Origin of the sequence: Streptomyces sp. NPDC058691, from assembly GCF_042714775.1 — a bacterium.
Classification (GTDB): Bacteria; Actinomycetota; Actinomycetes; order Streptomycetales; family Streptomycetaceae; genus Actinacidiphila.
This window is the reverse complement of the sequence record NZ_JBHXSO010000002.1, coordinates 35,499-49,354: the sequence shown is the minus strand read 5'-3', so window position 1 is coordinate 49,354 and position 13,856 is coordinate 35,499. Positions and strand designations below refer to the sequence as shown.

Here is a 13,856-nt window from a genome sequence, read left to right as displayed (position 1 = left end):
CCGACCGATTCCGACGACGTGAGCCCGGGTGAGTGGAGGTTTTCGTCATGGGCTCTGTCATGGACGCCGCCCGCGTGCCCCTGTGCGCCGCCGCGGCGGTGACGGTGATCGCGATCTGCGGACCCGTCGCCGTGGCCGACGACGGCCCCGCCGGGAGCGGGGACGCCACCAGCCGGCTGTGGGAGCGCGCCGGCGGCGGGGGCGGTGGCGGCGGAGACCAGAGCGGCGACCGCCAGGAGTTCGGCAAGCAGGACGGTGGCCGGGACAACGGCGGCCGGGACAACGGCGGACGCGACAACGGGGACCGGGACGACAGCGGCCGGGACAACGGTGGACGCGACGACAGCGGACGTGACAACGGGGATCGCGAGGACGGCGGCCGGGACAACGGCGGGCGCGACAACGGGGACCGGGGCGACGGCGGGCGCGACAACGGCGGCGAGGGCCGCGGCGGCGATGAGGGCGGCGGAGGCGGCCGCGGTGGGGGCGGTGGCGGCGGAGGCGGCGGAGGCGGCGGCGGTGGGGGCGGTGGCGGTGGCGGCGTGACCGTCAACCCGGGTTCGGTCGGCCCGGGCGGCGACGTCGACGTACGCACCCAGGACTGCGACCGGGCCCGCTCCGGCACCGTCAGCTCCTCCGCCTTCGTCACCCCCGTGAGCCTCGCCCCCGCCTCCGACGGCGGCATGTACGCCTCCGCCGTGGTGCGCTCCGGCCTCGCGTCCGGCTCCTACAAGGTCTCCATCGAGTGCAACGGCCAGTCCCACGAAGGCGAGGTCCAGGTCGGCGACGAGGCCGGGGACGGGGACGGCGGCTTCCCGTCCGCTCCGGTGCCCGCGGGCGGCGGAGCGATGGCCGGCGTGGCACGGCACGCGGCACCCGCCGCGCAGCCGGCCGGGGTACCGGGCGCCGTTGTGGCGGGCGTGCTGGCCGTGGCGGGGGCGGCGGGCCTGGTGATGCACCGGCGCCGCGCCCGGGACTGACCGCGGTGCAGGGACGGACCGTCGCGGCCGCCACGGCCGCGGTCGTGCTCTTCGCGGCGTGGCTCAAGGGCTACGTCCACCCGGCCCCCGGGGACGCCATGGGCGCCCCGGGGGTCACCGCCACGTCCGCGGCCGAGGGGGCCGGCGCGGACGGACGCCCCACCCCGGTCTACGCCGCGCACACCCCGCTCGGCCATGCCCGGCCGCTGAGCATCGAGATCCCCTCGGCCGGCATCGACGCCCCGCTCGTCACGCGCGGGCTCACCGCCGACGGGGCCGTCGACCCGCCGCCGTTCAGCTCCCCCGAGGTGGCGGGCTGGTTCGGCGCGGGCCCGGCGCCCGGCGACGCGGGCGCGGCGCTGATCGTCGGCCATGTGGACACCCGCACCCGGGCCGCGGTGTTCTACAACCTCAGCACGGTGACGCCCGGCACCCTCGTGGAGATCAACCGCTCGGACGGCTCGGTCGCGGAGTTCACCGTCGAGGGCGTGGAGATCGTCCCGAAGGAGGGCTTCCGCCCCGACCGGGTGTACGGGTCGGGCGTCCGCCCCGAACTACGGCTGATCACCTGCGGCGGCACCTTCGACCACACCACCCAGAGCTACTCGGCCAACGTCGTGGTCTACGCGGCGCTGACCGGCTCGCACACCCGGGCCTGAGCCGGTGGCGCCGCACCGGCCCGACAGGACGTCAGACGCCCAGGTCGCGGATGAGTTTGGCCACGTGCCCGGTGGCCTTGACGTTGTACCAGGCGTGCTCGACCTTGCCCTGCTCGTCCACGACCACCGTGGAGCGGATCACCCCGGTCACCACCTTGCCGTACAGCTTCTTCTCGCCGAAGGCGCCGTACGCGGTCAGGACCGACTTGTCGGGGTCGGCCGCCAAGGTGACCTTCAGCGACTCCTTCTCACGGAACTTCGCGAGCTTCTCGGGCTTGTCGGGCGAGACGCCGATGACGTCGTAGCCCGCGCCCGCGAGCAGGTCGAGGTTGTCGGTGAAGTCGCAGGCCTGCTTGGTGCATCCCGGGGTGAGCGCGGCGGGGTAGAAGTACACGATGACCTTGCGGCCGGCGTGACCGGCGAGGGAGACCTCGTTCCCGTCCGCGTCGGACAGGGTGAAGGCGGGGGCTGTGTCGCCGGGCTGGAGGCGCTCGCTCATGGTGCAGTTCTCCGGTTCGGGGTGCCGACAAGCGCCGGCACGGGCGGACTGACAGACTGTCTGCACGGTACCGGTCGAGACGACGATGGAGGCTGCGCGGTGTCGGATGGCAGGAGCCCTGCTCAGATCGAGGCGGACATCGCACTGAAGCGGCGGGAGCTGGCCGCCACCCTGGACGAGATCGCCGTACGCGTGCACCCGAAGACGATCGCCGCGGACACGAAGGCGAAGGTCGCGTCGGCCGTGGACCGCACCGCCGGAAGGGCGTACGTGGCGGTCAACCGGGGCGTGACGGAGATCCGCGGGCACTTCGTGACGGAGGACGGCGCACCGCGGGTGGAGCGCATCGTGCCGGTCGCGGTCGCGGCGGTGGCACTGGTCACAGTGGTGGCCGGGCTCTCGCTGCGCAGACGGCGCCGGTAACGTCGTACCTGTGAGTTCGCCATCGCATGACAAGCTTCCGATCCGCATGCTGCACGACCGTGTGCTGGTCCGTTCCGACACGCCCGAGGGCGAGCGCCGCTCCGGCGGCGGCATCCTGATCCCCGCCACGGCGGCGGTCGGGAAGCGGCTGGCCTGGGCCGAGGTGGTCGCGGTCGGCCAGAACGTGCGCACCGTGGAGGTCGGGGACCGGGTGCTGTTCGACCCGGACGACCGGGCCGAGGTCGAGGTCCGCGGCACGGCCTATGTGCTGATGCGGGAGCGGGACCTGCACGCGGTGGCCGCCGAGCGGCTGCAGGGCTCGGAGGATTCCACCGGTCTCTACCTTTGATTTGCTATCGTCGCTTTCGTCCCTGACGAGACGCGCCGTACCAGGGCCCATGCAAAGACGACGCACCACCTGAGTCTTCAATGATCATGGAGGTGCCCGTCATGGCATGGGTCCTGTTGTGTGTGGCCGGCCTGCTCGAGGTCGGCTGGTCGGTCGGCATGAAGTACACCGACGGCTTCACCCGGCTGTGGCCGAGTCTGGGCACCGGGCTCGGGATCGTCGCCAGCATGCTCCTGCTGTCGTACGCGACGAGGACGCTGCCGATCGGCACCGCCTACGGCGTGTGGGTCGGGATCGGCGCGGCCGGGGCGGCGATGCTCGGCATGGTGGTGCTCGGTGAGCCGGCGACCGCCGCCCGGATCTTCTTCATCTGCCTGCTGCTGGTGGCCGTCGTCGGGCTGAAGGCGACCTCCGGTCACTGAGGCCGCCCGCCGCCCCGCGCGGGCGCTACTGGAAGCCGCCCCCGCCGTCGCCCTCCGGGCCGCCGATCGGCAGCTCGCCGCCCTGGCCGCCGGCCCCGTCGGTCGGGGGCGGGGAACTCGTGGGCGGCGGCTCGGAGGACGCCGGAGGAGGCTCGGACGAGGCCGGCGGGGGCTCGGAGGACGTCGGCGGCGGCGGCTCGGACGAGGCCGGCGGGGGCTCGGAGGACGTCGGCGGCGCGGAGCTGCTCGGCGGGGCCGAGGTGGCCGGCGGGGCGGAGGCACCCGGCTCCAGCCGCAGGTCGAAGCCCCGCACCGGCGTGCCCTTCAGCGCGCCCGCGGTGTACTCCGCCCAGATCTGCGTCGGGAAGCCACCGCCGTTGACCCGGTCCAGGCCCGCGGCGCCGTACAGCTGCTTCTGGGCGCCGGTCTGCGAGTCCTGCCCCATCACGGCGACCACGGTGGCCAGGTTCGGGGTGTACCCGGCGAACCAGGCGGCCTTGTCCTCCTCCGCGGTGCCGGTCTTGCCCGCCGCGGGGCGGCCGGACGCCTGGGCGGCGGTGGCGGTGCCGCCCTGCACCACCGAGCGCAGGATCGAGGTCGTGGTGTCGGCCGCCTCGCGGGCGATCGCCTGCCTGGGCGTCCGCTCGGGCAGCCTCAGGTCCTCGCCGTTCTTGGTGACCTTCACCACCATGGTGTAGGGGATGTAGCGGCCGTGGTTGGCGAGGGTCGCGTAGGCCTGGGCCATGTCCAGCGGGCTGGCCCCCATGGTGCCGAGCGCCATCGCCGGGGTGCTGACCAGCTTGACCTGCTCCGGGACGCCGAGCGCGCGCACCGTGCTGTTGACGTCGTCCGCGCCGACGTCCTGCGCCATCTGGGCGTAGACGGCGTTGACGGACTTGTCCATGGCGCGGCTGGCCGTGATCGGCCCGTAGGAGACGTCGTCCTCGTTGGCCGGGGCGTAGCCGGTGGGGCCGTTGTGGCCGACGACCTCGCGCTTGTTGGTGCCGTCGTAGACCGTGTACGGCGTGATGCGCCGGCCGCTCTGCGTGGTGGAGTCGTTCTGGACGGCGGAGGCGAAGATGAACGGCTTGAAGGTGGAGCCGACCTGGTAGTCGCGGCGGGTCGCGTTGTTGACGAACTGCTTGGTGTAGTCGATGCCGCCGTACATGGCGACGACCTTCCCGGTCGCCGGGTCGATGGAGGCGCCGCCGGCCCGCACGTACTGGTCGGTCTTGTGGGCCTTGGGGTCGAGCCGGTCCAGGAGCTGGTTCTCGGCCGCCTTGACGAAGGCGTCCTCCTTCTTGCGGTCGATGCTCGTGGTGATGCGGTAGCCGCCGGAGCGCAGCGTCTCCTCGTCGAGGATGTGGTTGACGGCCAGGTAGTCCTTGACCGCCTCGACCAGGTAGCCGCGCTGGCCGGACAGGCTGGTGGCGGGCTTGGCCTTCAGCGGGGTCGGGAACTTCAGCGACGCGCGCTCGGCCGCGCTCAGCCACCCCTCCTTGACCATGCCGTCCAGCACGTAGTTCCAGCGGGCCTCCGCCTGGGGCGCGTTCTCCGGGTGGGCGATCACGTCGTACTCGCTGGGGGCGTTGAGCAGCGTGGCGAGGTACGCGCCCTCGGCGGTGTCGAGTTGGTCGGCGTCCTTGCCGAAGTACGCCTGTGCGGCGGCCTGGATGCCGTAGGCGTTGCGGCCGTAGTAGCTGGTGTTGAGGTAGCCCTCGAGGATCTCGCTCTTGCTCTTCTCGCGGTCGAGCTTGATCGCGATGAAGAACTCCTTGGCCTTGCGGACCGCGGTCTGGTCCTGGTTCAGGTAGTAGTTCTTCACGTACTGCTGGGTGATGGTCGAACCGGACTGCTTTCCCTTGCCGGTGACGGTGTTCCAGGCGGCGCGGATCATCGCCTTGGGGCTGACCGCGGATTCGTTGTAGAAGTTGCGGTCCTCGGCGGCGAGCGTGGCGTACTGGGCGGTCTTGGCGATCTGGCTCAGGTCGACGTTCTCCCGGTTGACCTGGCCGTCGCGCGCCAGCTGACTGCCGTCGGAGTACAGGTAGACGTTGCTCTGGGCGACCGCGCCCGCGTTGGCCTTGGGGATCTCCACCAGCTGGTACCCGACGATGAAGGCGCCGGCGCAGGCCAGCACGACCAGCAGGAAGGTACCGATCACCGTCTTCCAGCTCGGGATCAGTCTGCGGACGCCGGTGCGCTTCGGCTTCGATCCGGACGGCGCGGTTCCCCCGCCGCCGGGGGAAGCGTTGCTGCTGCTCATGTCTGTACTGACTCCTCCGCGGCCGCCGAGGGTTGTGCCGCGGCGGAACATCTTGGGTCAATCGTGCCGTACGACCCGACGGACACACGCGCACCTTCGGGACAAAACGACTCAATGGCGCGCATCCGTGACAGCCCTGTGACAGCACTGGGGCACGTCGCGGACCTCACCACGGGGTGAAAATGCCGTGGCAGCGCGTGACGGCGGCCGGTAGCGTCGTGCGCTTGCGCCCGCTTCGGGCGGCGCGCCCGGGAACGGGAGAGCGGGCACGAGAGGAGAGCCGGTACCAGGATGCGCCTGTACACCGCCGTGGCGGCGAGCGGCTTCCGCCGGCACGCGACCTACCGGATGGCGACCGTGGCCGGGGTCTTCACCAACACCGTCTTCGGCTTCGTCATCGCCTACACCTACATCGCCCTCTGGGACGAACGGCCCCACCTCGGGGGGTACGACCAGTCCATGGCGTTGACGTACGTCTGGATCGGCCAGGCCCTGATCGCCACATGCGCGCTGCTGGGCGGCGGCTTCCAGGACGAGCTCATCGAACGCATCCGCACCGGCGACGTCGCCGTGGACCTGTACCGCCCGGCCGACCTGCAGGGCTGGTGGCTCGCCGCCGACCTCGGCCGGGCCGCCTACCAGCTCCTCGCCCGCGGCGTCGCGCCGATGGCCTGCGGTGCCCTCGCCTTCGACCTCGCGCTGCCCGCCTCGCCCACCACCTGGGCGTTCTTCCTGCTGTCGGTGCTCCTCGGAGTGATCGTCAGCTTCGCGCTGCGCTACCTCGTGGTCCTCAGCGCCTTCTGGCTGCTGGACGGCACCGGCGTGGTCACCGTCGTCACACTCGCCACGCTGTTCTTCTCCGGCTCACTGCTGCCGCTCAACGCCTTCCCCCCGGGCCTGGGCGCGGTCGCCCGCGCACTGCCCTTCTCCTCACTGCTCCAGGTCCCCGCCGACATCCTGCTCGGCCGCAGCACCGGCGCGGGGCTCGCCGGCGGCCTGGCCTTCCAGGCGGGATGGGCGGCGGCACTGCTCGGCGCCGGCCGGCTCCTGCAGTCCGCGGCGACCAGAAAGCTGGTGGTCCAAGGTGGCTGAGGCACTGCGCGGTTACGGGCTGATCGTCGGGATGTGGATCCGTTCGACCATGGCCTACCGGGCGTCCTTCGCGATGACGGCGCTCGGCAACTTCGCCGCGACCGCGCTGGACTTCGTCGTCATCCTGCTGATGTTCTCCCAGATCGACCGCCTCGGCGGCTACACCCTTCCCGAAGTGGCCCTGCTCTACGGCACCACCGGCACCTCCCTCGGCCTCGCCGACCTCGCCATGGGCAGCATGGAACGGCTCGGCCGCCGCATCCGCGACGGCACGCTCGACACCCTGCTGGTACGGCCCGTGCCCGTCCTGGCACAGGTCGCCGCCGACCGGTTCGCGCTGCGCCGCGTCGGCCGCGTCGCACAGGGACTGCTCGTGCTCGGCTGGGCACTCGGCCGCCTCGACGTGGCATGGACCCCGCTGAAAATCGCCCTGCTGCCGCTCAGTGTGCTCAGCGGCGCCGCCATCTTCGCGGCGATCTTCATCGCGGGCGCCGCCTTCCAGTTCTGGGCCGGCGACGCCTCCGAGGTGCAGAACGCCTTCACCTACGGCGGCAACACCGTGCTCCAGTACCCGCCCTCGATCTTCGCCAAGGACCTCGTGCGCGGCATCACCTTCGTCGTGCCCCTCGCCTTCGTCAACTGGCTGCCCGCCCTGCGCATCCTCGGCCGGGACGACCCCCTCGGCCTGCCGGGCTGGGCCGACTTCGCCCCGCCACTGGTCGCCGCCGCGAGCTGCGCGCTCGCCGGCGCGCTGTGGCGGACCGCCCTGCGTTCGTACCGGAGCACCGGGAGCTGACACCGCCATGACCACCGCCGTCATCGAACTCGACCACGTCGAAAAGGTCTTCGACGTCCGCCGCAAGACCGGGCTGATGCGCCGCGAACGACACCAGGTGCGCGCCGTCGACGGCCTCACCTTCAGCGTCCCCGCCGGCGAGATGATCGGCTACATCGGCCCCAACGGCGCCGGGAAGTCCACCACCATCAAGATGCTCACCGGCATCCTCACCCCCAGCGCCGGCCGGCTGCGCGTCGCGGGCATCGACCCCTCCCGCGAACGCGCCCGCCTGGCCCGGCGCATCGGCGTCGTCTTCGGCCAGCGCACCACCTTGTGGTGGGACCTGCCACTGCAGGACTCCTACGAACTGGTGCGCCGCATGTACCGCATCGACGCGCCGCGCTACCGCCGCAACCTCGACCGCTGCGTCGAACTGCTCGACCTCGCCCCGCTGCTGGACGTCCCCGTGCGGCAGCTCTCCCTCGGCCAGCGCATGCGCGGCGACATCGCGGCCGCCCTGCTGCACGACCCCGAAGTCCTCTACCTCGACGAGCCCACCATCGGCCTCGACGTCGTCAGCAAGGCCAAGGTCCGGCAGTTCCTGCGCGGCGTCAACACCGAACAGGGCACCACCGTCCTGCTCACCACGCACGACCTCACCGACATCGAGCAGCTGTGCCGCCGCGTCATGGTCATCGACCACGGGCGCCTGATGTACGACGGCGGACTCGCCGGACTGCACGCGATCGGCGAGAGCGAACGCACCCTCGTCGTCGACTTCGAACACGAACTGCCGCCCGTGGAGCTCCCCGGCGCCCGCTGCGCACGCGTCGACGGGCCCCGCCAGTGGATCGCCTTCCCCGCCTCCGCGAGCGCGGCACCCCTGGTGGCGGAGCTCGCCGCCCGGCACGGCGTCGTCGACCTGTCGGTGCGCGAACCCGTCATCGAGGACGTCATCGCCCGCATGTACGCCGCCGGCGGCGCGCCCGTGTGACACCGCCGGCGCGCCCGGCGGCCCGGCTCAGCGCAGCGAATCCAGCGCCGCCCGCACCCGCTCGACCGCGCCCGACGTCGTGGAGGCGTGCGCCGACAGCCGCACCGAGTCCGCGCGCACCGAAGGGGTCACGCCGTGCTCGTGCAGCGCCTTGGCGATCCGCGCGGGATCGGTGCCGGGCACCGCGAACGACACGATGCCCGCCCGCTCCCCCGGCGCGACCGGCGACAGCAGCTCACCGCCCGCCGCGCCCACCACCTCGATCAGCTCGTCCACCCGCCGCGCCACGTGCGCCTCGATCGCGGCCATGCCGCTCGACTCCACCAGCTCCAGCGCCACCGCGAAGGCGGCCGCCGTCACCGGGCTCAGATTGGTGATGCTCCAGCGCAGCGCGTCAGGGGCCGGCGGATGCTCGGCGTCGTCGAAGACGGCGACGTCCCGCACCCCCGTCCAGCCCGACAGCGTCGGCTCCAGCCGCTCCAGGGCCCGGTCCGACAGCGCGGCGAATCCGGTCGCCCAGCTGGCCCGCAGCCACTTCTGACCGCCGGCGACCACGACGTCCGCGGCCTGCCAGGGCATCTCCACGACACCGAAGGCCTGCATGGCGTCGACGATCAGCAGCCGGTCGCCGATCACCTCGCGGAGCGCGGCCAGGTCGGCGCGGTAACCGGTACGGAAGTCCACGGCGCTGATCGAGACCGCGACCACCTCGTCGGTCAGCGCCGCCCGCACCGCGTCCGGGGTGGGCGCGGCATCCAGCCAGCGCGGCACCGCCCGGCCCAGGGCCGCGGTGCGCCGCCACGGGTAGTGGTTGGCCGGGAAGTCCGCGGCCGGCACCAGGACCGCGCCCGCGGCCAGGCCGAAGGCCGCGTGGAACAGCCCCGTGGAGGCATTGGGCAGCAGCGCCACGTGCGCGGCATCCGTGCCCGCCAGCCGGCCGGCCGCGGCGCGGGCCCGCGGCTCGGCGCGCATCAGCTCATCGACGGTGGTGTGGTCGGCTTCGGCCGACGTGGCCAGCGCGGTCGCCGTCGCCTCCAGGACATCACGCGAGGGCGGCCCGTAACGGGCGAAGTCCAGGTAGCCCTCCGGCGCGGTGAAGCGCTCGGCGTAGCCGGGCAGTCCGCCCGCGTGATCCGTCATCGCCGTCCTTCGAAATCCTCGTCGAGCCCGCCCCGGTCGCCGTCACACCTTCGCGGCGGCGGAACCCAGCAGCAGGGCCGGACGGACGGCCTCGGCCATCCGGCGGAAACCCGCGTCGCCGGGGTGCAGATGGTCACCGGAGTCGTAGCCGTATCGCATCCTCGTCGGACGGTACGGGTCACGCAGCGCCTTGTCGAAGTCGATCACCGCGTCGTACACCGTGCCCGCCCGGATCGCCGCGTTGACCTGCTGCCGAACGGCCTCGGTGGCCGGGCTGAAACCCACATGGCCCTCGAAGGGCAGCAGCGTCCCGCCGATCACCCGCATCCCGCGGGCGTGGCCCCGCGCCACGATCTGCCGCAGCCCGGAGACCACCGCGTCCGCACTGGTCTCCTGCGGCGGCCGCAGGATGTCGTTGATACCCAGTTCCACGATCATCGCGCGCGCCCCGGTCTGGGACAGCGCGTCGCGGTCCAGCCGGTCCAGAGCGCTGGGATTGGCTCCGGCGCCGTCGTCGCGCAGCACCCGGTTGCCGCTGATGCCCTGGTTGAGAACGCCCAGGCGCAGCCGCCGGTCGCCCGAGGCCAGCAGACGGTCCGCCAGGTAGTCGGGCCAGCGGTGGTTCGCGCCGACGGTGGAGGTGACGCCGTCGGTGATCGAGTCGCCCAGGAACACCACCGAACCGGCCGCCTGCGCGGTGAAGACGTCCACCGCGCTGACGTACCGCCAATACGGGCTCGGCGTCGTGTACGACCGGCCCGAGGTCTCCGCGGTGCGCTCGCCCCGCGCCATGAACGAGATCTGCCGGGCGCGCGCGTGATAGGTCACCGGGCCGGAGGACAGCGCCGCGTAGGTCGTGACCAGCAGATCGGACTGCTGCGGCAGGGCCAGTTGCACCGGGTCGCTGACGACCCCTCCGCCCGCCGGGATCGTCACCGACTCCCGCTCGGCGAAGGTCAGCGCCCGCATGGTGTCCTCGACGGCCGCCGCACCACCGGCCCCTGCCGCGCGGGCGACGGTGGCGCGCCCGATCACCAGTGGCGTGGTGCCGAAGGCGTTCGACAGGTGCACCCGCACCGACGTGCCGCCGACGCTGGTGTGCACCACGTTGCGGATCGACCATCCGGGGTATCCGTCCGGTGTGTTGGGCTCACCGCCGACGGGAGAGGTGGACCACGTGCCGACCCAGGAACCCGCGGCCGCCGGCGCGGCGGTGCGGGCGCTCCCGGCCGCCAGGGACGGATGCCCCGCGCGGGCCGTGACATCCGCACGGCCGATGACGACGAAGATCGCCGCCGAGACGACCGCCACCAGGGCGGTGAGTCCGGCGAGCAGGGCATAACCGGTCGATCTGGCCATGCGGTGCTCACTCCTGGGCTGGGGGGTGTCGGAAACCGGCGCGATCCGCCCGCACTCATGATCCCATGGAGAAGGCCGGACCTGTCCGTCTGCTCTGTCGGACGCCGGGAACCCGTTGTTCGTTCCAACTGGTGAGTGTGGCGTGCGCGATACGCGGAAGGGAGACGGGTGCGACGGATGGAGAGGACTCCGGTGACCGGAACGGGTGAGAGCGCCACTCCGGCGTTCTCGTACAGCCCCGCCGACGAGGACAGGCGGCGCGGCGTCCGCCGCATGAAAGTGATCGCCACCGGGCTGCTGCTGGTCGCCACGCTGGTGTACGGCCTCGCGAAATGGGCGGAGTCGGCGGGCGCGGGCGTCTGGAGCGGCTACGTCGCGGCGGCCGCCGAGGCGGGCATGGTCGGCGCGCTCGCCGACTGGTTCGCGGTGACAGCGCTCTTCCGCAGGCCGCTCGGCCTGCCCATCCCGCACACCGCCATCATCCCCACCAAGAAGGACGCCCTCGGCCGCACGCTCGGCGACTTCGTCGGCGACAACTTCCTGTCCGAGACCGTCGTACGCACCCGGCTGCGCAAGGTCGGCATCGCCCACCGCCTCGGCACCTGGCTGGAGGACCCCGAACACGCCGACCGCGTCACCGAACAAGGCGCCGCGGCCCTGCGCGGCGCCCTGACGGTACTGCGCGACTCCGACGTCCAGGCCGTGGTCGGCGAGGCCATCACCCGCCGCGCGGACGCGCAGGAGATCGGCCCCGGCATAGGGAAGATGCTGGAACGGATCGTCGCCGACGGCGGCCACCGGCGCATGGTCGACCTGGTCTGCGTACGGGCCTACGACTGGCTGACCGAGCACGGCGACTCGGTGATGAACGCCGTCCAGGGCGGCGCGCCCGGCTGGACCCCGCGCTTCGTGGACCGCAAGGTCGGCGAGCGGGTCTACAAGGAACTGGTGCGGTTCACCGCCGAGATGCGCGACATGCCCGAGCATCCCGCGCGCGGCGCCCTCGACACCTTCCTCGCCGACTTCGCCACCGAGCTCCAGTCCGACCCCGACACACGCAGGCGGGTGGAACGGCTCAAGAAGGACCTCATCGAGCGCCACGAGGTGCAGGACCTCATCGAGTCCGCGTGGGGCTCGGTACGCGGCATGATCGTCGCCGCGGCCGAGGACGAGCACAGCGAACTGCGGCTGCGCGCCCGCGCCTCGCTGCTGTCACTGGGCGCCCGGATGACCGAGGACCCGCGGCTCACCGCCAAGATCGACGGCTGGCTGGAGGACGCCGCCACCTACGTCGTCACCACCTACCGCGACGAGATCACCGCGCTGATCACCGACACCATCGCCGGCTGGGACCCCGAGCAGACCACCCGCAAGATCGAGGCCAACGTCGGCCGGGACCTGCAGTTCATCCGGATCAACGGCACGGTCGTCGGCGCCCTGGCGGGCCTGGCCATCTACACGGTGTCGCGGCTCCTCGCCGGGTAGCACGCACGGCCAGACATCGGAGGAATCCCCCGTACGGTCGGCGGAACTCCGCCGCCCCCACGAACGTCATCACCTCACGAGACCCACCCGGCGGACCGGAAGGCAGACCGGAAGCAACACCGGAAGGAGGACCCGGTGACCCGCACCCTGGCCACGGCCCTGCGGGCGCACACCGTCACGGCCCTCGTCGCCCTCACCCTCCCCGCCGGCCTGCTCCTCACCCACACCGGGCTCACCCCCGCACTCGCCGCGGCCGCCACCACCGCCGAGCGCGCCTGGCTGCACCGTCCGCACCCTGGGAAGGGGGTTGCGAGCGACACCCCCTCCGCTGGAGGATCAGCCAAGACCTCCGATGACCGTCCCCATCGGAAATGACCATCCGCATTCCCTCGACCCACCGGAGAGTCTCGTGAAGCTGCTGCGAGTCGGCCCCGCCGGAGCCGAACGCCCGGCCCTTCTCGACCAGGACGGCGTCCTGCGCGACCTGTCCGCCCTCACCCCCGACATCGACGGCACCCTGCTCGCCGACCCCGCCGCCCTCGACCGCATCCGCGAGGCCGCCGCAGCCGGCACCCTGCCCCTCCTCGACGCCGACGACCTGCGCACCGGCCCCCCGCTCGCCAGCATCGGCAAGATCGTCTGCATCGGCCTCAACTACCACGACCACGCCACCGAGACCGGCGCCGCCATCCCCACCGAGCCGATCCTCTTCATGAAGGCCCCCGACACCGTCGTCGGCCCCGAGGACACCGTCCTCGTCCCCCGCGGCAGCCTCAAGACCGACTGGGAGGTCGAACTCGCCGTCGTCATCGGCCGCGAACTGCGCTACGCCGCCTCCCCCGAGGAAGCCCTCGCCGCCGTCGCCGGCTACGCCGTCGCCCACGACGTGTCCGAACGGGCCTTCCAGATCGAACGCGGCGGCCAATGGGACAAGGGCAAGAACTGCGAGACCTTCAACCCCCTCGGCCCCTGGCTCGTCACCCCCGACGAGGTCCCCGACCCCCAGGCCCTCGGCCTGCGCCTGTGGGTCAACGGCGCCCTCCAGCAGGACGGCACCACCGCCGACCAGATCTTCCCGGTCGCCGAAGTCGTCCGCTACCTCAGCCAGTTCATGACCCTCTACCCCGGCGACGTCATCAACACCGGCACCCCGGCCGGCGTCGCCCTCGGCCGCCCCGAGCCCAAGCCGTACCTCCGGGCCGGCGACGTCGTCGAGCTCGAGATCGAGGGCCTCGGCCGCCAACGCCAGGTCCTCAAGGACGCATAGGCCTCCCGGCCCTCCCCCAGGGGCGGCCCGGGCCCCCGGGGGCCGGCCCCCCCGCGGGTATTCCCGGCGCCGGGAACCGCCGACGCAACGGGGGGTTTTTAAGTGGGAAATTGGAAAAACAAAAGACAAGGGGGGTTTTGGGG

Annotated in this window: 15 protein-coding genes and 1 riboswitch; of the genes, 11 read left to right on the top strand and 4 right to left on the bottom strand. The window is 72.4% G+C overall.

Annotation, left to right across the window (positions count from 1 at the left end; genetic code table 11):
• Window positions 1–47: 47 nt before the first annotated feature.
• Both ACFWVC_RS01700 and ACFWVC_RS01695 read left to right on the top strand, forming a co-directional pair.
• Window positions 48–980 carry a hypothetical protein gene (locus ACFWVC_RS01700; protein ID WP_384273849.1) on the top strand — a complete coding sequence of 311 codons (933 nt, stop codon included), beginning with the start codon at window positions 48–50 and terminating at the stop codon, window positions 978–980.
• A 5-nt stretch (window positions 981–985) separates the two neighbouring features.
• On the top strand, window positions 986–1,639 hold the full coding sequence (locus tag ACFWVC_RS01695) for a class F sortase (protein ID WP_384273846.1): 654 nt from the start codon (window positions 986–988) through the stop codon (window positions 1,637–1,639).
• Window positions 1,640–1,670: 31 nt separating this feature from the next.
• Here ACFWVC_RS01695 and bcp read toward each other — a convergent pair whose 3' ends face one another.
• Window positions 1,671–2,138, bottom strand: coding sequence for a thioredoxin-dependent thiol peroxidase (gene bcp, locus ACFWVC_RS01690; protein WP_384273843.1), 468 nt, complete (start codon window positions 2,136–2,138; stop codon window positions 1,671–1,673).
• Between the two features lie 99 nt (window positions 2,139–2,237).
• Between bcp and ACFWVC_RS01685 the strand changes: the two genes are divergently transcribed.
• The 3 genes from ACFWVC_RS01685 (at window position 2,238) to ACFWVC_RS01675 (ending at window position 3,332) form a co-directional block, all read left to right on the top strand.
• Window positions 2,238–2,561 (top strand): DUF3618 domain-containing protein, encoded by a 324-nt coding sequence (locus tag ACFWVC_RS01685; protein WP_384273840.1) that lies wholly within the window; start codon window positions 2,238–2,240, stop codon window positions 2,559–2,561.
• Between the two features lie 10 nt (window positions 2,562–2,571).
• Complete coding sequence (locus tag ACFWVC_RS01680) at window positions 2,572–2,910, top strand: co-chaperone GroES (RefSeq protein ID WP_319664422.1); 339 nt, start codon at window positions 2,572–2,574, stop codon at window positions 2,908–2,910.
• A 3-nt stretch (window positions 2,911–2,913) separates the two neighbouring features.
• Window positions 2,914–2,977, top strand: a riboswitch (guanidine-III (ykkC-III) riboswitch).
• A gap of 34 nt (window positions 2,978–3,011) precedes the next feature.
• Window positions 3,012–3,332: a DMT family transporter gene (locus tag ACFWVC_RS01675; protein ID WP_384273837.1), complete on the top strand. Its 321-nt coding sequence runs from the start codon at window positions 3,012–3,014 to the stop codon at window positions 3,330–3,332.
• Window positions 3,333–3,357: 25 nt separating this feature from the next.
• Here the strand turns inward: ACFWVC_RS01675 and ACFWVC_RS01670 are convergent, their stop codons facing one another.
• On the bottom strand, window positions 3,358–5,598 hold the full coding sequence (locus ACFWVC_RS01670) for a transglycosylase domain-containing protein (RefSeq protein WP_384273834.1): 2,241 nt from the start codon (window positions 5,596–5,598) through the stop codon (window positions 3,358–3,360).
• Window positions 5,599–5,889: 291 nt separating this feature from the next.
• On the opposite strand from ACFWVC_RS01670, the gene ACFWVC_RS01665 reads away from it, so the two are divergent.
• Genes ACFWVC_RS01665 through ACFWVC_RS01655 form a run of 3 tightly spaced genes read left to right on the top strand, consistent with a single transcriptional unit; the run spans window position 5,890 to window position 8,462 of the window.
• On the top strand, window positions 5,890–6,690 hold the full coding sequence (locus ACFWVC_RS01665; protein ID WP_384273832.1) for an ABC transporter permease: 801 nt from the start codon (window positions 5,890–5,892) through the stop codon (window positions 6,688–6,690).
• 31 nt (window positions 6,691–6,721) lie between these two features.
• On the top strand, window positions 6,722–7,486 hold the full coding sequence (locus ACFWVC_RS01660; RefSeq protein ID WP_384274947.1) for an ABC transporter permease: 765 nt from the start codon (window positions 6,722–6,724) through the stop codon (window positions 7,484–7,486).
• Between the two features lie 7 nt (window positions 7,487–7,493).
• Window positions 7,494–8,462 carry an ATP-binding cassette domain-containing protein gene (locus ACFWVC_RS01655; RefSeq protein WP_384273829.1) on the top strand — a complete coding sequence of 323 codons (969 nt, stop codon included), beginning with the start codon at window positions 7,494–7,496 and terminating at the stop codon, window positions 8,460–8,462.
• A 27-nt stretch (window positions 8,463–8,489) separates the two neighbouring features.
• Here ACFWVC_RS01655 and ACFWVC_RS01650 read toward each other — a convergent pair whose 3' ends face one another.
• A complete protein-coding gene (locus ACFWVC_RS01650) occupies window positions 8,490–9,602 on the bottom strand; it encodes an aminotransferase class V-fold PLP-dependent enzyme (RefSeq protein ID WP_384273826.1) in 1,113 nt (370 codons plus the stop codon).
• A gap of 42 nt (window positions 9,603–9,644) precedes the next feature.
• Window positions 9,645–10,961, bottom strand: coding sequence for an SGNH/GDSL hydrolase family protein (locus ACFWVC_RS01645; RefSeq protein WP_384273824.1), 1,317 nt, complete (start codon window positions 10,959–10,961; stop codon window positions 9,645–9,647).
• Window positions 10,962–11,138: 177 nt separating this feature from the next.
• Here ACFWVC_RS01645 and ACFWVC_RS01640 point away from each other — a divergent pair, with 177 nt between their 5' ends.
• The 3 genes from ACFWVC_RS01640 to ACFWVC_RS01630 all read left to right on the top strand — a co-directional run bounded on the left by ACFWVC_RS01640 (window position 11,139) and on the right by ACFWVC_RS01630 (window position 13,713).
• Window positions 11,139–12,446: a DUF445 domain-containing protein gene (locus tag ACFWVC_RS01640; RefSeq protein ID WP_384273821.1), complete on the top strand. Its 1,308-nt coding sequence runs from the start codon at window positions 11,139–11,141 to the stop codon at window positions 12,444–12,446.
• Window positions 12,447–12,581: 135 nt separating this feature from the next.
• Entirely contained in the window at window positions 12,582–12,821 is a 240-nt protein-coding gene (locus ACFWVC_RS01635) for a hypothetical protein (protein ID WP_384273819.1), read from the top strand.
• A gap of 34 nt (window positions 12,822–12,855) precedes the next feature.
• Complete coding sequence (locus ACFWVC_RS01630) at window positions 12,856–13,713, top strand: fumarylacetoacetate hydrolase family protein (RefSeq protein ID WP_384273816.1); 858 nt, start codon at window positions 12,856–12,858, stop codon at window positions 13,711–13,713.
• Window positions 13,714–13,856 lie beyond the last annotated feature (143 nt).

Bases quoted from the DNA above. Each gene is read 5' to 3' on its own strand.
- ACFWVC_RS01700 (WP_384273849.1), top strand. From the start codon at position 48: ATGGGCTCTGTCATGGACGCCGCCCGCGTGCCCCTGTGCGCCGCCGCG.
- bcp (WP_384273843.1), bottom strand. From the start codon at position 2,138: ATGAGCGAGCGCCTCCAGCCCGGCGACACAGCCCCCGCCTTCACCCTG.
- ACFWVC_RS01675 (WP_384273837.1), top strand. From the start codon at position 3,012: ATGGCATGGGTCCTGTTGTGTGTGGCCGGCCTGCTCGAGGTCGGCTGG.
- ACFWVC_RS01670 (WP_384273834.1), bottom strand. From the start codon at position 5,598: ATGAGCAGCAGCAACGCTTCCCCCGGCGGCGGGGGAACCGCGCCGTCC.
- ACFWVC_RS01665 (WP_384273832.1), top strand. From the start codon at position 5,890: ATGCGCCTGTACACCGCCGTGGCGGCGAGCGGCTTCCGCCGGCACGCG.
- ACFWVC_RS01660 (WP_384274947.1), top strand. From the start codon at position 6,722: ATGTGGATCCGTTCGACCATGGCCTACCGGGCGTCCTTCGCGATGACG.
- ACFWVC_RS01655 (WP_384273829.1), top strand. From the start codon at position 7,494: ATGACCACCGCCGTCATCGAACTCGACCACGTCGAAAAGGTCTTCGAC.
- ACFWVC_RS01650 (WP_384273826.1), bottom strand. From the start codon at position 9,602: ATGACGGATCACGCGGGCGGACTGCCCGGCTACGCCGAGCGCTTCACC.
- ACFWVC_RS01645 (WP_384273824.1), bottom strand. From the start codon at position 10,961: ATGGCCAGATCGACCGGTTATGCCCTGCTCGCCGGACTCACCGCCCTG.
- ACFWVC_RS01640 (WP_384273821.1), top strand. From the start codon at position 11,139: ATGGAGAGGACTCCGGTGACCGGAACGGGTGAGAGCGCCACTCCGGCG.